15 protein-coding genes and 1 pseudogene are annotated in these 17,243 nt (G+C 70.9%); 8 read left to right on the forward strand and 8 right to left on the reverse strand.

The window, feature by feature from the left end:
• The first annotated feature begins 99 nt into the window (after positions 1-99).
• On the forward strand, positions 100-363 hold the full coding sequence (locus ACIOC0_RS11685) for a hypothetical protein (protein WP_400024115.1): 264 nt from the start codon (positions 100-102) through the stop codon (positions 361-363).
• A gap of 89 nt (positions 364-452) precedes the next feature.
• Here ACIOC0_RS11685 and ACIOC0_RS11690 read toward each other — a convergent pair.
• The 4 genes and pseudogenes from ACIOC0_RS11690 to ACIOC0_RS11705 all read right to left on the reverse strand — a co-directional run.
• A pseudogene (locus ACIOC0_RS11690) lies at positions 453-859 on the reverse strand (MarR family transcriptional regulator); the annotation flags it as partial.
• Positions 860-921: 62 nt separating this feature from the next.
• Positions 922-2,145: an RNA-guided endonuclease InsQ/TnpB family protein gene (locus ACIOC0_RS11695; protein WP_402154767.1), complete on the reverse strand. Its 1,224-nt coding sequence runs from the start codon at positions 2,143-2,145 to the stop codon at positions 922-924.
• Between the two features lie 367 nt (positions 2,146-2,512).
• Positions 2,513-4,192: an MFS transporter gene (locus ACIOC0_RS11700; protein WP_402154769.1), complete on the reverse strand. Its 1,680-nt coding sequence runs from the start codon at positions 4,190-4,192 to the stop codon at positions 2,513-2,515.
• Positions 4,193-4,616: 424 nt separating this feature from the next.
• Positions 4,617-5,237, reverse strand: coding sequence for a TetR/AcrR family transcriptional regulator (locus tag ACIOC0_RS11705; RefSeq protein WP_402154771.1), 621 nt, complete (start codon positions 5,235-5,237; stop codon positions 4,617-4,619).
• Between the two features lie 300 nt (positions 5,238-5,537).
• Between ACIOC0_RS11705 and ACIOC0_RS11710 the strand changes: the two genes are divergently transcribed.
• From ACIOC0_RS11710 to ACIOC0_RS11730, 5 genes are all read left to right on the forward strand, one after another.
• Positions 5,538-6,620, forward strand: a complete 1,083-nt coding sequence (locus ACIOC0_RS11710) for a glycoside hydrolase family 5 protein (RefSeq protein ID WP_402154773.1) — start codon at positions 5,538-5,540, stop codon at positions 6,618-6,620.
• Between the two features lie 155 nt (positions 6,621-6,775).
• Positions 6,776-7,063 carry a DUF4190 domain-containing protein gene (locus ACIOC0_RS11715; RefSeq protein ID WP_352245003.1) on the forward strand — a complete coding sequence of 96 codons (288 nt, stop codon included), beginning with the start codon at positions 6,776-6,778 and terminating at the stop codon, positions 7,061-7,063.
• A gap of 87 nt (positions 7,064-7,150) precedes the next feature.
• Entirely contained in the window at positions 7,151-8,950 is a 1,800-nt protein-coding gene (locus ACIOC0_RS11720) for a protein kinase (protein ID WP_402154775.1), read from the forward strand.
• A 125-nt stretch (positions 8,951-9,075) separates the two neighbouring features.
• A complete protein-coding gene (locus ACIOC0_RS11725; protein WP_402154777.1) occupies positions 9,076-9,318 on the forward strand; it encodes a DUF6411 family protein in 243 nt (80 codons plus the stop codon).
• A gap of 24 nt (positions 9,319-9,342) precedes the next feature.
• Positions 9,343-10,308 carry a YihY/virulence factor BrkB family protein gene (locus ACIOC0_RS11730; RefSeq protein ID WP_402154780.1) on the forward strand — a complete coding sequence of 322 codons (966 nt, stop codon included), beginning with the start codon at positions 9,343-9,345 and terminating at the stop codon, positions 10,306-10,308.
• A gap of 60 nt (positions 10,309-10,368) precedes the next feature.
• On the opposite strand, the gene ACIOC0_RS11735 is transcribed toward ACIOC0_RS11730, so the two are convergent.
• From ACIOC0_RS11735 to ACIOC0_RS11745, 3 genes are all read right to left on the reverse strand, one after another.
• A complete protein-coding gene (locus ACIOC0_RS11735; protein WP_402154782.1) occupies positions 10,369-10,728 on the reverse strand; it encodes a hypothetical protein in 360 nt (119 codons plus the stop codon).
• Positions 10,729-10,826: 98 nt separating this feature from the next.
• A complete protein-coding gene (locus ACIOC0_RS11740) occupies positions 10,827-11,381 on the reverse strand; it encodes a hypothetical protein (RefSeq protein ID WP_402154784.1) in 555 nt (184 codons plus the stop codon).
• A 281-nt stretch (positions 11,382-11,662) separates the two neighbouring features.
• Positions 11,663-12,052, reverse strand: a complete 390-nt coding sequence (locus tag ACIOC0_RS11745) for a VOC family protein (RefSeq protein WP_402154786.1) — start codon at positions 12,050-12,052, stop codon at positions 11,663-11,665.
• A gap of 131 nt (positions 12,053-12,183) precedes the next feature.
• Between ACIOC0_RS11745 and ACIOC0_RS11750 the strand changes: the two genes are divergently transcribed.
• A complete protein-coding gene (locus ACIOC0_RS11750) occupies positions 12,184-13,056 on the forward strand; it encodes a LysR family transcriptional regulator (protein ID WP_402154788.1) in 873 nt (290 codons plus the stop codon).
• Between the two features lie 165 nt (positions 13,057-13,221).
• On the opposite strand, the gene ACIOC0_RS11755 is transcribed toward ACIOC0_RS11750, so the two are convergent.
• Positions 13,222-14,682: an aldehyde dehydrogenase family protein gene (locus tag ACIOC0_RS11755; protein WP_402154791.1), complete on the reverse strand. Its 1,461-nt coding sequence runs from the start codon at positions 14,680-14,682 to the stop codon at positions 13,222-13,224.
• A gap of 94 nt (positions 14,683-14,776) precedes the next feature.
• Here ACIOC0_RS11755 and ACIOC0_RS11760 point away from each other — a divergent pair, with 94 nt between their 5' ends.
• Positions 14,777-17,176, forward strand: a complete 2,400-nt coding sequence (locus ACIOC0_RS11760) for a SpoIIE family protein phosphatase (RefSeq protein ID WP_402154793.1) — start codon at positions 14,777-14,779, stop codon at positions 17,174-17,176.
• Positions 17,177-17,243: the final 67 nt, after the last annotated feature.

Here is a 17,243-nt window from a genome sequence, read left to right on the forward strand (position 1 = left end):
AGCCCGTCTGGCCTATGAGCCGTGCATAGTGTCGTCATGAATCGATTCGTGGCTCGAGCCCGCCTCGAATGGTGGGCTAATCACTCGACGTGCCTTGAGATGTACGACATCGACGTCACCGTCACTGTCGACGCGGCCGGCAAGTGGCAAGCAACCGGTCGGCATGCCAATGCACTCGACACGACCCAGCGCGAGGGCTGGGACTTCCTCATGGAGATGGATCCCCACTTCTCCGTTGCGTTTCCCGGTGAGGATCGCGGCAGGATCACGGTGCGAGTCGTCGAGGCAAAGGATGGAGCCCTCACACTCATGGAGGCATCGGACTGGAACGGCTCCGTGAGCGTCACCTTCGACCTCACCTGAGTTCCGCCGCCAAAGGCAGGAACCCCGCTTCACTGCCCTGCGACCAACTTCGGCTGTCGCCCCATACTGATCTTTCATAATGAGCTTAGCTAGTGGTGCCAGGCCCGTCCGCCCGTGTTGTGGATGAACCGCTGCAGCACCTTGAGGGTGATCAGGTACTCCTCGTCGGAGACACCCGCATGCCGTTCCGCCCAGAGCTCGCGCTGCAGGGCCGCGGCCTTGTCGTGGAACGCCCTGCCCTCGGCCGTGAGGCCCAGGTGCCCCTCGGCGTCCTCGGTGATCCAGCCCTGGACGATGGTCGTGTCGATCTCCGACTCCATGGTTTCCGAGCCGATGTCGAGGTAGTTCCGAAGGAGCCGGGACACTTCGTCACGGGTCTTCACGGTGTCGGCGCTCGCCAATTGGCGAGAACCCACCACTGCGGTTGGGTGGTCCCGATCCCGGCGAGGGCGGCCCGGGCACGGGCGACGACGGCCTTGTAGGCCGCCCAACTCCATTGACATGCTCCTCGCCCTGAAGGGCGAGGATTCTGGCCTTCTCTACCGGTCTGCTGTGCCGCTACACGACACGGTTTCCGGTCGGGAATCCGTGGCTTCCTGTTTCTTCGCGCTGTGCCGGGACTGCTCCTGGTCTTACCGGCGCTCCGCAGGCCGATACCGCCAGTCCGGCGGCCGTCTTCACGTTGATCGCGGCGTTGGTGTCCCGGTCGTGGACGGTGCCGCAGGCGGTGCAGGTCCATTCCCGCACGTTCAGGGGTTTGGGTCCGTCCTTGACGCCGCAGGTGGAGCAGGTCTGAGATGTCGGTGTGAACCGGCCGATCCTGACCAGGGTGCGGCCGTACCGTTCCGCTTTGTACTCCAGCATGCTGACGAACGACGCCCATCCGGCATCATGCACGGACTTGGCCAGCTTCGTGCGGGCCAGTCCCGCAACCGACAGGTCCTCCACGGCGATCCCTTGGTTCTCGCAGATCAGTCTCGTGGAGAGCTGGTGGTGGAACTCACGGCGTGCGTCAGCGACTCCGGCGTGGGCGCGGGCGACCTGGAGGCGGGCCTTGGCGCGGTTCTTAGATCCCTTCTGCTTGCGGGACAGTTCCTTCTGGGCCTTCTTCAGTTTCTTCTCCGCGCGGCGGAGGAAGCGCGGGGAGTCGATCTTCGTGCCGTCGGAGACGACCGCGAAGTGAGTGAGGCCGAGATCGATGCCGATGGTGCGGTCGGTCTCTGGCATCCGCGCCTGGTCGGCGGCGGGGTCGGTGTCGATGACGAAGGAGGCGAAGTACCTGCCGGCCGCGTCCTTGATGACGGTGACGGAGGTGGGGACGGCGGGCAGGGTGCGGGACCACTTCACCTTCACCGCGCCGATCTTCGGCAGGTTCAGCCGGCCACTGTCGGTGATGTTCCAACGGGCGTTGGCGGTGAAACGGATCGACTGACGCTTGTCCTTACGGGACTTGAACCGTGGCGCTCCCACCCTCGGTCCCTTACGGGTGCCCTTGAGGGAGGCGAAGAAGTTGCGGTACGCCTTCTCGGCGTCCCGCAGGGACTGCTGGAGCACCACCGCGGAGACCTCACCCAGCCAGGACCGCTCCTTCGTCTGCTTCGCCTCGGTGATCAGCTTCCGGGACAGCTGACCGGCCGTCGGGAACCGCTGCTCGGCCTTCCGGGCGTCTTCACGGGCACGCACGGCGTCGTTGAACACGACACGCGCGCACCCGAACGCCCTGGCCAGCGCGGCCTGCTGAGCGGCGTCGGGGTACAACCTGAAGGCGTACCGGAGCTGCATGACGATCACCCTGGAAAGCTCGAACCCCCCACTGTCACCGGGAACATATGCGCGAGATGTCACCTGCCGTGCACTGCCCGGCTCCGCCGGCACAACACCGCGACGCTCCGCGTCGCCACGACGAGATTCGCTTCACCCCCGGCCTGAAGGCCGGAGCACTGCGAATGAATCCCGGTAGCCGATGGGCTGCTTGATCAGGTCGTTGTCGCTGTGCGAGTACTCCATGGCCGGAATCCCTGTCGCTGGTCTGTGTCGTTTCGACAAGATCGACCGTAGGAACTCAACTGGACTTGAGGTCAAGGGCGATCCGGCCAACTCATCGACCGGATCGCCCAGTTGCTGTTCGCTCAATCCATCGGCGGTGACGCTAGCGCCGTCGCGTCGGCACGGCCGGGGTCGCCTCGGCCTCGTTCGGCTCGGCCCGGTTCTCGGGATCCACGTTCTCAGCGGCGGCCTCGCGGGTGGTTTCACCCGCATCCGGTGCCGGGTGATCCGCGACCGTTGCGCGGTGGCCGGGCAGTACGGCCAGGACGATCAGGGTGCCGGCGGCCATGATGACGCCGCCGATCAGGCTGGTCTGGGCGACGCCGTGGGCGAAGGCCTCGTGGACGGCGTCCGCGAGGGCCTGGGCCTGACGGGGGCCGCCGGACGGGTCCTGGGCGATCCGCTGGGCGACCGCGAGGCCGCCGCCGACCGAGTCCTGCGCCGCCTGCATCGCCGCCGCCGGGAGCCGGCCTCCGACGAGGTCGGTCAACTCGTCCCGGTAGGCCGTGCCGAGCAGCGAGCCGAGTACGGCGATGCCGAGCGAGCCGCCGAGTTCCAGCGCGGTGTCGTTCGCGCCGCCGCCGACGCCGAGTTCGCTCTCCGGGAAGGAGCCCATGATGGTGTCCGTCGCCGGGGACACGCTCAGCCCGATGGCGAAGCCCAGCAGCAGCATCGGCGCCAGGAAGTCGGTGTACGCGGAGCCCGTGTCGATCCGGGTGAGCAGCAGGACGCCGACGGTGCCGACGACCATGCCGGAGCCGACCATCGCCTTCACGCCCAGCCTCGGCGTCAGCCGCCCGGTGGCGACGGCTCCGGCGAAGACAGCGCCGGCCAGCGGCAGCAGCCGGACCCCGGTCTCCAGGGCGTCGTAACCGAGGACGAACTGCAGGAACTGCGTCGAGTAGTAGATCGCGCCGAAGGTGCCGAAGAAGAAGAACAGCACGGCGAGCATCGAGCCGCTGAAGGGACGCTGTGCGAACCTGCGCACGTCCAGCATGGGCCGCGGGTGACGCAACTCCCAGGCCACGAAGGCCGCGAGACCCACGCCGGCGACGACCGCGGCGGCGACCGGGCCGACGCCCCAGCCGAAGTGCGGGCCCTCGATCGTCGCGTAGACGAGGGAGCCGACGGAGACGATGGACAGCAGGCCGCCGACGTAGTCGATACGGCCCATGCCGGCCGCCTTGGACGGCGGGACCAGCGTCAGCGCACCCAGCACGGCGACGACGGCGATCGGTACGTTGATCAGGAAGGTCGAGCCCCAGGCGTGGTCCTTCAGCAGCCATCCTGCGACGAGCGGTCCCACGGCGATGGCGAGACCGGAGGTCGCGGTCCAGGCGGTGATGGCCCTGGCCCGCTCCTCGCGGGGGAAGATCGCCACGAGCAGGGACAGCGTCGCCGGCATCACCACGGCCGCGCCGACGCCCATGACGGCGCGGGCCGCTATGACCAGCTCCGTGCGGTCCACCAGGCTGCCCATGACCGACCCGCCGGCGAACAGCACGAGCCCCGTGACCAGCGCGCCCCGGCGGCTGTACTTGTCGCCGATCGCCCCCAGCACCAGCATCAGCGCGGCGTACGGGACGGTGTAGCCGTCGATGACCCACTGCAGGTCGCTGCTGCTCAGCCCCAGGTCGGCGGTCATCGCTGGGGCGGCCACGATCAGCGAGGTGTTCGCCATGACCACGATCAGCAGGCTCAGGCAGAGCACGAGCAGTGCCCACCAGCGGCGGGGGTACGGGCGGGTCGTCTTCTCTTCGGGTGTGCCGGCGAGGGACGGCATGAGGTGCTCCTAGCGAACGAGTTAATTGCCCATCGGCGTGCAGCTTAGGTTCTTGCTCACTCACGTGCAAATAAGGCCGACGCGAGCTTCAGCGGCCATGACCCGTGTGCCCCACCCGGCCCCGGACACCCCGCCCGATTACGGACGGCCGGGCGAACGGACGGTGACACCGGAAGGTCCCAACACCCCGCCGCAGGGGCGGAGATGGGAGAAGGGGAGGTGGAGAGGGGTGCCGGGTGGGCAGGCGTGAGGGACACCTGGCGGGTGGGGAGGGGAGGCGTGCGCCGGTGCATGGGGGGCGGTGACGCTTCAGGGGGCGCGCCAGGAAGGTCAGGGAACCGCCCGCACGGGGGACCCCGCCCGGCGAGGCCCCGCCCGGCGAGGGCACCCGGCGTCACATCAACCGGCAGCGCCCGCCCTCGTGCTACGCGGAGACGACCTCCGCCACCACCCTCGCCGCCCGCTCCTCCGGCACCCCCGCCGCCACCAGCGTGGCCACCGCGAGGCGGGTGCCGTCGTCTTCCCAGGCACCCGTGTTGACCTGCTCCAGCAGGGCGACGCTCATGGCCTCCAGGCCCGCGCTCAGAACGGGCGCCGGGAGGTGTGCCGGGAAGACGCCGTCCCGCTGGCCGCGCTCCAGGACGGCGGTGATCTCGTCGCGGGCCACCGCGAGGATCTCCGCCACCCGCTCCGCGCCCAGGTCGCGCCGGGCGAGCGTCAGGAGCATCCGGTAGCGGTCGCCCACCGGCCAGATCGAGAACGCGAAGTACGCCAGCGCCCGGTCGGCGGGCTCGTCCGGCCGTGACGCCGCCGCCACCGTGCTCCGCAGGGTCTCGGCGGCCTCCTCCGCGAGCGCCTCCAGGAGCGCGGCCCGCCCGGGGAAGTGCCCGAACAGCGTCCGCCGTACGACGCCGGCGGCCTTCGCCAGTTCTTCCAGGGTGACGTCCGGATCGCGGCCGAGCTCCCGGCGGGCGGTGGCGAGGATGCGCGCCCGGTTGGACCGCGCGTTGCTCCGCAACGGCTCGCGGGCCACGGACTTCGACACGAGAAACCCCGGGTGGATCGGTGGATCGATGAATCGGCGGGTCCATTCTGGCACTCCCGCGCCGGACACTCCCGGGGCGGATGTCACGCGCGGGAAACCTTGACGATCACCCGGGCGGGTGCCACGATTCCGGCGCCGCGATGTTTACGTAAACATTCGGCCCTCGCATCGCAATGTTCACGTAAACATGCCGGATCTGTCCGCTCCCCTCACGGCCACCTTCCCCCCACTCCGTGCCCCTCGGTTCCCGACCGCCCCCCTCCCCCCAGCTCCCAGCCCCAGCCCCGGAAGGCCCAGCTGATGCGCACTCCCCCCGCGGTTCATCCCACCCCCACCGCCGCCCCCTCCCGCGCGCCGCGCACGAGAGCCGCCCTCGTCGCCGTCGCCCTGGCCGCCGTCGGCGGCAGCATGCTCGCCGGCGCGCCCGCCTCCGCCGCCGCCCGGCCCACCCAGGACACCACCCAGTTCAAGGGCGTCAACTGGGCCGACCCCCGGGACAACTTCGCCGACGATCTCCTCCAGCTCTCCGGCCTGTCGACGACCGACACCTACCGTCAGACCTACGCCAAGGCGACCCGCGTCATCGCCGCGTTCCGCGCCAACCTGGGCGCCAACACCGTACGGCTGCCGATCAACCCGTACACGGTGAACGGCGCGTACTGGAAGTCGTACCGCGGTGTCATCGACGCGGCGTCCGACCAGGGCTTCAAGGTGATCGTGTCCTACTGGGAGGGCACCGGCCCCCGCAAGGACGGCTTCATCGACGACGAGGCGACCTACTGGCCGATGTGGAAGACCGTCGTCAAGGAGTACAAGGACGACAAGCGCGTCTACTTCGAGCCGATGAACGAGCCGCACGGCTACACCGACGCCCAGTGGGCGGACATCGCCGCGAAGTGGCTCGACACCTACAAGTCCGTGCCGCGCAACCGGGTGTTCGTCAGCGGCGCCGGCTACAACGACCACGTCACCACCGTCTGCGCAGACCCGCGCCTCAAGGGCACCTACCTGTCGCTGCACCACTACGGCTTCTGGAAGGACTACGCCACCTACGACCAGTGGGTGGCCGACCTCAAGGTGCGCATCGGCGACTGCGCGAACCGCACGGTCGCGGACGAGTTCGGGGCCCCGATGACCACCGGCCTGAACTACGACAAGGCCACCCCGGACGACAATTACGTCAACTTCATCCAGGCCGTCACCGACACCTTCCGCGAGCTGAAGATGGGCTCCGTCTACTGGCCGGGCCTGCGCACCGACGACATCTACTCGATCCAGAAGCTGGTCGGTCCCCCGTCCCGCCCCTGGCTGGAGACGACCAACCGGTCCGGCGCCGACCGGCTCGCCTGGGCGTGGGGAGGCGGCAAGCCCGTCGGCAAGTAGCCGCACCCGCGCTCCCGGAGGGCGCGCTCGACCAAAGCACTTGATCTGACGGTGCGTTGACATGGCCCGGCACCAAAGGGGCATTCGGAGTGTCAGCGAAAGGCAAGTACAGCGCGACCGGTTCGGGCCGCGCCACCGTCAATTGGGAGTATGCAATGTCGAGTTACGGAAGTTCCTCCACCGCGTCCTCCGGATCGCGCACCAACGGCATGGCGATCGCGAGCCTGTGCTGCGGCATCATCGGCCTGTTCCTCCTCAACATCGTCCTGGGCCCGCTGGCCATCGTCTTCGGCTCGGTCGCCATGCGGCAGGCCGGCACGCGCAACGGCGCCGGGATGGCGAAGGCCGGCATCGTCCTGGGTGTCGTCGACGTGGTCCTCTGGCTGGTGCTGCTGGCCGTCGCCGCCAGCAACGGCGGATTCAGCTGGTACGTGGGCGGCTGACGCAGACGCCGGTGCTGGGTTAGCCTCGTCTCCTTCAGGGCGAACTGGCGTACGGCGCACATTACTTCGGGTCACTTCGGGGGTTCCGTGGCAGAACGACGGCCGGCGCCGCCGGAACCGGCGACGGTCGAGGCCGCCGCCCTGCGAGAGACCGGCGCCTCCCCCCTGCGCGTCGGCGACCCCGCCGAGGTGGGCCCCTTCGTTCCGCTGGCCCTGCTCGGCAGCGGCGGCATGGGACGGGTCTATCTGGCCCGTCCCCTGGACGGCAGCCCCGGTCTGGTGGCCGTGAAGGTGATCAGGCCGGAGTACGCCGAGGACGTCAGGTTCCGGCGCCGGTTCGAGCGTGAGGCCTCGGTGCACGCGCGGCTGCGTACCCCGCACACGCCGAGGCTGTGTGGCACGGGTTTCCGCGACGAACTGCTGTGGATGGCCACCGAGTACGTCCCCGGACCCGACCTCGCGGACGTCGTGCGTGAGCACGGCGCCCTCGCCCCGGCGACGGTCTGGCGGCTGACCGCCGAGCTGGGGCGCGCGCTCACCGACCTCGCCGCCGCCGGGATCGTGCACCGGGATCTGAAACCGTCCAACGTGCTGCTGTCCGTCCGCGGCGCGCATGTGATCGACTTCGGCATCTCCAAGGCCGTGGACGCGAGTTCGATCACCGGCACGGGCAACCGGGTGGGCACCCCCGCCTACATGTCCCCGGAACACCTCAGGACGGGCCGGTCGGACACCGCGTCGGACGTGTTCTCCCTGGCCGGGACCCTGGTCTACGCGGCGGCCGGGCACGCCCCGTTCGGCGACGGCACGGGCGTCGACGTGATGCACCGGGTGGCGTTCGAGGAGCCGGACCCGGAGCTGATCGGCGCCATCGCCTCGGCGGACGCGGCGCTCGGCGCGCTGCTGACCGCGTGCCTGGCCAAGGAGCCCGAGCGGCGCCCCACTCCGCGGCAACTGGTCGAGGCGGCCGCGGCGCACACCGGTCCGCCGGACTGGCCCGAGCCGCTGGCCGGCCGGGTGCTCGCCCGGCAGCGCGCCTACGAGACGTTGCACCGCCTCGCCGCGGAACGACGGACCGGCCTCCACCGGACGGCTCCCGCCACCGCCGCCGCGACGGCGACGCCGGCGAGCACACCGGCCGTACCGGAGGACCGGGAAGCCGCCCGGCAGGACGCACCGCGGGCACAGACGCCCGCCTGGCCCGCGCCCCGCTTACGCCCGGCGGGTGCCCCCGCCTGGACACGGCGCAAGCCGGTGCTGGCCACGGCCGTCGGCGTCACGCTGTGCGTCGTGGCCACGGGAGCCTTCGTCCTCACCCGCCAGGACGCCTCCACCACCGCCCATCGCCCGGGGTCGGGCCCGTCCGCCTCCTCACGCTCCTCCGGGACCGTCGTCGAAGAGGCCCCCTCCTCTCCGCGGGCCGTTCCGTCGCCCGGGGTGTCCGCCGGGGGCGCGACCCGCCGGAACGCGGGCGACCGCACCGGGCCCGGCGCCGCGCCGCCCGTGAGCTCCGCCCCCGCCGGCGACGACCGCCCAGCGGCCTCCTCCACCCCGGCCGGCCGGCCCGGCGCTTCCGCCGAGCCGAGCGGCTCGGCCGAGCCTTCCCCGAGCAGCACCGCCCCCGGGCCGACGGGCTCGCCCTGGATCTCGGACTGCACCCACTACGCGGGCAAGAAGCGCACCGGCCCGGGGGACAGCGGCAAACGCGTGGTCCAGGTGCAGTGCATGCTCATCCGGCGCGGCTACGACCTCGGCGGCGACGGCGCGGACGGCGTCTTCGGCCCCGACACGGAGAGCGCGGTGCGCGGCTTCCAGGGCGACCGGGGACTGGAGGCCGACGGCGTCGTGGACCGCGAGACCTGGGGCGCGCTTCGCGACACGGTGTGACGCGGACGGGAACAGCACCCCGACTTCTTTCAGGGCGGCCGGAGTCTTCAGGGGCCCTTAGGCGCGAGGAGACGGGGCACACGTGTCGGTGACCGTGCAATCCCCTCGTACGAAGGAGCCGACTCATGGTGGTCGCCGTCGTCATCGGCGTCTGTGTGGTCCTGGCCGTGCTGGCCTTCCTCGTCCCGCGCCTGTCCCGCCACCCCGAGCGCGGTACGCAGCGCTCCCTCGGCCTCGGCGCGCGCGCCGGCGGCAAGGCGCCCGGCGTACTGGGCAAGCTGTTCAGCAAGCCGTTCAACAGCAGCTCCCGCGCGGTGAGCCGCAGCGGCTCGGCCGGTCGCCGCGCGCGCGGGCACATGCCGTTCTAGGAACCGGAACCGAACGGGGGCGGCATGGGGACCGTTGTGCATGTCCCGCAGACGCGGGACATGATCGGGGAGGAACTCTCCGGCGACGAGGCGCTCACCGCCCTCCGGCGCTACGGCGGCCGCCGGCTGCTGCTGGACGCGTTCGCGCGGTTCCGTTACGCCGACGGCTTCAGCAGCTCCCGCTCGCTCGCGTTCCAAGTGGTCCTGGGCATGGTGCCGTTCACCATCGCGCTGGTCGGCGTGGCCACCGCCGCGCACACCGAGAGCGTGGGCCGGATCGTCGAACTCACCCTCGGCCGGATCGTCCCGGGCGCGAGCTCCCGGCTGGTCGAGGAGGCGCTCGGCGCCGCCGCGCACAGTGCCGGCTCGGGCGTCGGCAGCGCCGTCGCGATGTGGCTGGGGCTGGGCTTCGCCCTGCTGAACCTGGCCTCGGCGATGGGGCAGGTGGAGCGGGGCGCCAACCGTATCTACGGTATCGAGCGCGACCGCCCGTTCCTCGCCAAGTACGGCCGCTCCCTGCTGCTTTCACTGGCCGCGGGCATGCCGACGGTCGCCGGTTTCCTGGTCCTCGTCGCGGGGGACGCCGTCGGGAACGCGGTCGTCGAGGCCCTCCGGCTGTCGCGGTCCCACCTCGACTGGTGGGGTGCGCTGAGGGTCCCGCTCGGTGTGCTGCTCGCCTGGGTCGGCTCCGCGGTGATCTTCCGCTGGGCCCCGCGCCGGGCCCAACCCGGTTACACCTGGCTGGCGTTCGGTTCGGCGGTGCATCTGGTGCTGTGGGTCGCGGCCACCTGGATGCTGGCGCTGTACGTCGCGGAGAGCGGGGCGTTCGGCGCGGTGTACGGGCCGCTGACGGCCTTCGTGGCGCTGCTGCTGTGGGCCAACCTGACGGGTGTGGCCCTGTTCCTCGGCATCGCGTTCGCCGCCCAACTGGAGGCGGCGCGCGCCGGGATCGCCGAGGCCGTGCGTCCCGACCCGGGCCCCGGCGACTGACGGGCGCACGGTGGCGCCCGTCAACTGCACTGACGGTAAACGCTGTTGCCGCCGCTGTCCTCACCCGGCCGAGTCGCGTATCTCGGTGCGATGGTCGTAGTACGCCCACGCCGTCACCGCCACCACGGCGGTCAGCCCGGCCGTCACGGCCCTCAGGGTCCCGCTGGTCGTGTAGGCGACGAGGCCGGTGAGCACCCCTCCGCCGATCATGATCACGCGGCTGACGATCCGGTGCCGCGGCGACTGCGGCTCCTCGCGGTCCTTGAGGTCGTGCAGCGCGTCGCGCGCCGGATGCCGGGAGCCGCGCCGGGCGCGCGCCCGGTAGTCCAGGCCGTAACTGATCAGCGCGTAGAGCGCGATGGCGCCCAGCCCCCAGAGCAGGCTGCCGCTGTCGTCGCTCGATCCCCGTGCCAGATTCACGAGACCTCCTCATCCGCGACCCGTCTACCCGCCCCCCGCGCGCCCAGACGTCGCGCCCCATCCCCGCACTCCGCGCCCGCACCGGCCGCGCACCCCGCTCAGCCGCCGAGACCGCCGGGACCTCCCATGGTCGGCTCCCCCGGGCGTGGCGGGTCGGGACGGGGCGAGCCGACGGCGCTGTCCGGGCGTGCGGGAGCCGCCCGGCCGAACCCTCGACGGACGGTCGCCAGCAGGGAGTCGACCTCTTCCTGCCGGCTCTTGACGACACCTTCGGCCAGCATGCCGGTCAGTGCGCCGATGCCGGGAATACCGTGCCCCGCCACCACGTGCAGGGCGAGACTCTCCAGGTGAGGGCCCGCATAGCCCCAGGCCCTCAGCTCGGCCCGGGCAGCGGGAAGGTCTTCGTCCGGCGCAAGGGGCTCTCCGTCCCCTCGGAGCCCGCCGGGGTCGCCGGGGTCGCCTTCGGGAAAGGCGAACCGCCACACGCCGGAACGCAAGCAGATGGCCAGGCGCACGCAGTCGTCGGCCAAGCGGTCGCGGTCCAGTTCCTCCGCCGCCACCGTCCGGTCGTCCGCGGCGGTGGACGGAGGGAAGCCGAGGCAGCGCATGAGGCCTTCGACGGCCTCCTCGAGCCGGCCAGGCGCACGCCTCACGACGACGCGCCGCCGGCGTCTTTGCGGACGACGCCGGTCCGAATCAACCTGCGTCGCCTCGTCGCGGCGAGCTTTGCGCACATCTCGGGTGGCACGCAGAAGTTCCAGAGCGGCGTTGTCGAGATCACGTGCGGTGCACGTGCGTCCGTTCGGCACAGGCATCTCCCGGCACACCGACTGATTCGGCCTCAAGCGTGGCAGACGACCGGGGTGATCACCAGGGCACCCTCCCGGACACGGAGTCGTCGTCGGCCCCGGGGCGATGCAGCCACAGACGGCTCTCAGACCTCCGGCGGGTACCAGCGCAGTTCGACGGTGTTGCCGTCCGGGTCCTGCACGTAGAGGGAGAGCGCGGTGCCCCGGGCGCCGAAGCGCTCGCCGGGGCCGTCGAGCACGGTGAAGACGCCGGAGTCGATGACGTCCTGCCAGTCGAGCGGCTCGACGACCAGGCAGATGTGATCGACGTTGGAGCCCTCCGCCTGCCCGGCCGGCGTCTGGACGAGGTCGATGATCGTCGTGGGGCTCACCCGCACGGACGGGAACGGGGCCTTGCCGTCCCGCCACTCATCCACCCGCACGGGCTCCAGGCCGAGCGGGCCGGTGTAGAAGGCGAGCGAGCGTTCGATGTCCGCGACGTTGAGGACGAGATGGTCGAAGGCGATCACGCGCATGGGGGTTCTCCTCAGGGGGTCCGGCCGCCGCCGGGCCCGGTCGACGTCTCCTGCTCCGAGCATCCCCGGGCAGGCATCCATGAGTCCAACGCGTGTTTGTCATGCGATTCATCGCGTTCCACGATGGATCCATGGATCTCCAGCAGATGCGCTACGTCCTCGCGGTGGCGGAGACCGCCAACTTCACCCGCGCCGCCGAGCGATGCCACGTCGTCCAGTCCGCGCTCAGCCATCAAGTGGCGCGGCTGGAAAAGGAGTTGGGGGCCAGGCTGTTCGAGCGGACCAGCCGCCGGGTGCGGCTGACCGCGGCCGGGGAGGCGTTCCTGCCCGCCGCCCGCCAGGCCCTGGAGGCGGCCGAGCGGGCCCGGGCGGAGGTGGCGGCGGCCACCGGCGAGATACGCGGCAGACTGGCCGTCGGGTCGATCCCCACCGTGGCGGCCGTCGACCTGCCGGATGTGATCCGGAACTACCGCCGGCGCTACCCGCACGTCCGGTTCAGTCTCCGGGCGGGCTCCAGCGAGCAACTCGTCGAGCAGGTACGCGAAGGCGCACTGGACGCGGCGTTCCTCGGCGTACAGCCCGGGTTCGTCCCACGGGGCGTCCACGACAGGGAACTCGGCCAGGGCCGGCATGTCGCGGTGGTCGCCCCGGACCACCCGCTGGCCTCGCACGACGAGGTGGACCTGCGCCTCCTCGCCGACGAGGTGTTCGTGGACTTCGCCGACGGCAGCGCCGCCCGCGCCCAGTCGGACCGGGCGTTCGCGGCGGCGGGCCTGCGGCGCGAGGTCGCGTTCGAGGTGTCCGGCGTGGAGCTGATGGTCCGGATGGTCCGCCACGGCCTGGGCATCGCCCTGCTGCCCGCGACCTTCACCCCCGAACTGCACGGCCTGCGCTGCGTACGGGTCACCGACGGCCCGGTACGAGTGGAACGCCTCATCTGGAGCCACTCCACCCCGCCCCCGGCGGCCACCGCGTTCCTCTCCCTGCTGGGCGTGGGCGAGTAGAGGCCCCTCTCGCGGCCTGCCGCAAGGACCGCGACCGGGCCGCCAAGGGCGTCCGCGAAGCACTCAGCCACTCACCACCTTGCGCCGCCCCAGGCCGGCAACCTTTTCGCAGGTAGGACGTCCCACTGCAGGGAGACAGCGCCTGCTCGGTGCCGGGAGCGGATGTCACATCTGCCCGGGCGCCGTCATCCAGCGCCACTGGGTGAACTGCTCCAGGCCGGCAGTGCCTCCGACGCGGGAGCCGTTGCCGGAGATTCCCATGCCGCCGAAGGGGGCGTTCGCGGCGTCCTTGGCGCAGACGTCGTTGATGTGGACCATGCCGGTGTGCAACCGCTCGGCGACAGCGGTCGCCCTCGGTACGGATCCGGAGTGCACGGCAGCCGTCAGACCGTATTCGGTGTCGTTGGCGATCTCGATGGCCTCCGTCTCACTGTGAAAGGAAAGGACAGGGGCGACGGGACCGAAGATCTCCTCGGTGTATGCGGGCATGGCTCGGCCGACGTGGTCGAGGACGGTCGGCGGGTAGAAGAGCCCGTCGCGTCGGCCGCCTGTGAGCAGCCGTGCCCCGTCGGCCACGCTCTCGTCGACGATGTGCTCGATCCTGGCGGCCTGACGCTCGCTGATGACCGGGCCGAGGGCGACGCCCTCGGCGCGGGGGTCACCGATACGCATGCTCTGCGCATACCTGACCAGCGCATCGCTGTAGGCCTCGACCAGGTCGGCGTGGACCACGTGGCGCCCGGCGGCGACGCACGCCTGTCCCTGGTATCCGAAAGTGCTCGCGGCTCCGGCCAGGGCGGCTGCCTCGATGTCCGCGTCGTCGAGCACGATGATCGAGTTCTTGCCGCCGAGTTCCAGGGAGATCCGCTTCAGCCCCTGGCTCGCCACACGGGCCACCTCACGTCCGGCCTCGGTGGAACCGGTGAAGGAGACCATGGCGACATGAGGATCCGCCGCGACTGCCCGCCCGGTCTGCGCGTCGCCAGGCAGGACGTGCAGCACGCCTTCGGGCAGCCCCGCCTCCTCGAAGAGCCGCGCGACGAGGACGCCCCCGGACACCGGGGTGAGCGGGTCGGGCTTGAGCAACACGGCGTTGCCCAGTGCGAGGGCGGGTGCCAGCACGCGTAGAGCGAACAGGAACGGCGCGTTCCACGGGTTGATGACACCGACGACGCCGATCGGCACCCGCCACGTCAGACTCACCTCACCGTTGGCTTGGGCGGCCAGCACCTCGCCCCGGGGCAGGAAGGCGAGTCCGACGGCGTGGGTCAGTTGAGCAAGGCCGGCGTTGATCTCGTAGTCGCCCTTGGCGGGGACGCCGGCCGATTCCCGGACGATCCAGTCGCGGATCGCATCGCTGTGCGCACGCAGGGCAGCGGATGTGCGGAGCAGGACCTCGACCCGATCGGAAGGAGCTTCTGCGGCCCAGGCCCCGGCAGCTCGGGCAGCCCGTGCACCGGCCCGAGCGACGTCCGCCGGGGAGGCGACGCCGACCTCGGCCAGCGTATGCCCCGTGGCCGGTTCGGTCACTTGTCGCGTGCCGCCCTCGGACTCGCGCCACCCCGCGCTGTAGACCTTCCCGGTCCACCTGGCCTGGTTCGGCCAGCTCTCGCCGTTGACAGTCATGGGCGCCGTCCTCCGTCCGGGTCGTCGCCGTCCTGCCGTGGGGGGAAGATTGTTTATCCGGCACTCTTATTTTCTATTGTCATGATATGTGGAGATGAGGTGCGGTTTGGGTTCATGTGCTCCCAGGCAGACGGTCGACGAAGCAGCCACGGCAAGGGCCGTCGTCGACGGTCGCGGTGTCGTGGCCGCGTGGAACGAAGGCGCGCGGCGGCTGCTCGGTTACCGGGCCCCCGAGGTTGTCGGCCGGAATGCTGCCGCGTTGTTCGGGTGCGCCGCTCCCCATGAGGTGCTGAGTTCATCGACGGGCTTTCGGAGATGGAGTGGGACGGTGACGCTGGTGCACCGTGACGGGCACCGCCTCACCGTCGGACTGCTGGCGCACCGCTGGAACGAAGACGGCAGCTGGCTGCTGGTGTCACCGGTGAGCCGGCCGGCGCCGACACCTGAGGACGACACGTTCCTGGGGCGGAGTTTTGCCCAGTCCCCGTACACGATGGCCCTCTACGACACCGGACTGCGGCTGCGCTGGGCGAACGCGGACATGGAACGCGTGATGGGCCTGTCCGAAGAGGAGATGCGCGGGCTGCGGGTGACGGAGATCGTCCTCGACCCGGAGAGCGAACGGACCGAGGAGGGCATGCGGACCGTCCTGGAGACCGGTCGTCGCCAGGAGCTCGGGGCCGCGCTCCACCTCGCAGGCCATGAGCGCGAGAGCGTGTGGTCGGTGTCCCTGACCCCCGTGGCGGACTCCGACGGACGACTGGAAGGTGTGCTGCTTTCGGCACACGACATAACGGAACAGCACCTCGCGCGGCAGCGGCTGGTGCTGCTCAACGACGCCAGCCTGCGCATCGGCAGCACTCTCGACCTGCCCCGCACCGCTCAGGAACTCGCCGACGTCGCCGTCCCGCGGTTCGCGGACTTCGTCACGGTCGATCTCCTGCCGGCGATCGAGGGAGGTGACGATCCTCCGCAGGGCCCTCCGCGCGGTCCGGTGAGGCTGCGGCGCGTCGCCTACCAGTCGGTCCTGGAGGGCTCTCCCGAAACCGTGGTGCCGCGCGGGACGGTGGCGGCCTACCCGGAAAGATCCACCGCGGCGAAGTGCCTGGCTGCCGGCAGGCCATTCATCGAGCACGTCACGCCCGCCGCCCTGGAGGATCTGGACCGGACTGCCCCGCAGCGGGCCGAACGCATGCGACGGTTCGGGTTCCACTCGGTACTGGCGGTGCCGATGCGTGCTCGTGGCCTCACCTTGGGAGTGGCCACGTTCTCCCGTCACCGGCAGCCCAAGCTCTTCGAGCAGGACGACCTGCTGCTGGGCGAAGAAATCACCGCCCGCGCCGCAGTGTGCATCGACAACGCCCGTCGCTACACCCGTGAACGGGACATCTCTCTCACCTTGCAGAGCAGCCTGCTGCCGCAAGGACTGCCCGAGCAGGTGGCCCTGGACGTCGCCTCCCGCTACCTGCCCGCCAGCGCCCGGACCGGAGTCGGCGGCGACTGGTTCGACGTGATTCCGCTGTCCGGTGCCCGGGTCGCTCTCGTGGTGGGAGACGTCGTAGGCCACGGCATCCAGGCCTCGGCAACCATGGGGCGGCTGCGCACCGCCGTGCGCACGCTGGCCGATGTCGACCTCCCGCCCGACGAGCTACTGGCCCACCTCGACGACCTGGTCGACCACCTGGCCGGCGGAGGCGACGCCATGGCCTCGGCCGACGGCGACATCGGCGCCACCTGCCTGTACGCCGTCTACGACCCGGTCTCCCGTCACTGCACCGTCGCCCGGGCGGGCCACCCTGTGCCCGCGCAGGTGACTCCGGACGGCGCGGTCGAGTTCATCGACGTTCCCGCGGGCCCTCCCCTCGGGCTGGGCGGTCTTCCCTTCGAGTCCACCGAGCTGGAACTGGATGAGGGCAGTCTGCTCGTCCTCTTCACCGACGGGCTCGTCGAGGCCCGCGGCCGTGACATCGACGAAGGGCTCGCCGCCCTTCGCGAGGTGCTGCGAGGACCCGACCACGATCTGGAGGCCACCTGCGACGCTCTGCTGGGCACCATGCTCACGGACCGCCCCTCCGACGACGTGGCGCTCCTCGTGGCCCGCACCCGCGCCCTCGACGCCTCCCAGGTGGCCACCTGGGAAGTGCCCTCGGACCCCGCCGCGGTCGCCGAGGCACGCAAGAACGCGGGCCGGCAGTTGTCGGAGTGGGGCCTGGACGATGCCGTGTTCGTCACCGAGCTGGTGGTCAGTGAACTGGTCACCAACGCTGTCCGGTACGGCCGGCCGCCCATCGAACTGAGACTGATCCACGACCGGAACCTCATCTGCGAAGTCTCCGACGGCAGCACCACCGCGCCCCACCTGCGCCGGGCTCGGACCTTCGACGAAGGGGGGCGCGGGCTGCTTCTCGTCGCTCAACTCACCCAGGGCTGGGGCGCCCGCCAGACCACCAACGGCAAGATCATCTGGGCGGAGCAGTCACTTCCCGCCGTCTGAGGCGGTCGTACCCGAGGACCAGCTGGCCGTCCCCGAAGTCGCCCTGGTCCCTGACGCTCCCTGACGC

The organism is Streptomyces sp. NPDC088254 (genome assembly GCF_044740925.1).
Taxonomy (GTDB): Bacteria; Actinomycetota; Actinomycetes; order Streptomycetales; family Streptomycetaceae; genus Streptomyces.

Excerpts from the sequence above, each read along its gene's own strand:
- ACIOC0_RS11685 (WP_400024115.1), top strand. The coding sequence starts at position 100 with ATGTACGACATCGACGTCACCGTCACTGTCGACGCGGCCGGCAAGTGG.
- ACIOC0_RS11695 (WP_402154767.1), bottom strand. The coding sequence starts at position 2,145 with ATGCAGCTCCGGTACGCCTTCAGGTTGTACCCCGACGCCGCTCAGCAG.
- ACIOC0_RS11700 (WP_402154769.1), bottom strand. The coding sequence starts at position 4,192 with ATGCCGTCCCTCGCCGGCACACCCGAAGAGAAGACGACCCGCCCGTAC.
- ACIOC0_RS11710 (WP_402154773.1), top strand. The coding sequence starts at position 5,538 with ATGCGCACTCCCCCCGCGGTTCATCCCACCCCCACCGCCGCCCCCTCC.
- ACIOC0_RS11715 (WP_352245003.1), top strand. The coding sequence starts at position 6,776 with ATGTCGAGTTACGGAAGTTCCTCCACCGCGTCCTCCGGATCGCGCACC.
- ACIOC0_RS11725 (WP_402154777.1), top strand. The coding sequence starts at position 9,076 with ATGGTGGTCGCCGTCGTCATCGGCGTCTGTGTGGTCCTGGCCGTGCTG.
- ACIOC0_RS11730 (WP_402154780.1), top strand. The coding sequence starts at position 9,343 with ATGGGGACCGTTGTGCATGTCCCGCAGACGCGGGACATGATCGGGGAG.
- ACIOC0_RS11745 (WP_402154786.1), bottom strand. The coding sequence starts at position 12,052 with ATGCGCGTGATCGCCTTCGACCATCTCGTCCTCAACGTCGCGGACATC.
- ACIOC0_RS11750 (WP_402154788.1), top strand. The coding sequence starts at position 12,184 with ATGGATCTCCAGCAGATGCGCTACGTCCTCGCGGTGGCGGAGACCGCC.
- ACIOC0_RS11755 (WP_402154791.1), bottom strand. The coding sequence starts at position 14,682 with ATGACTGTCAACGGCGAGAGCTGGCCGAACCAGGCCAGGTGGACCGGG.
- ACIOC0_RS11760 (WP_402154793.1), top strand. The coding sequence starts at position 14,777 with ATGAGGTGCGGTTTGGGTTCATGTGCTCCCAGGCAGACGGTCGACGAA.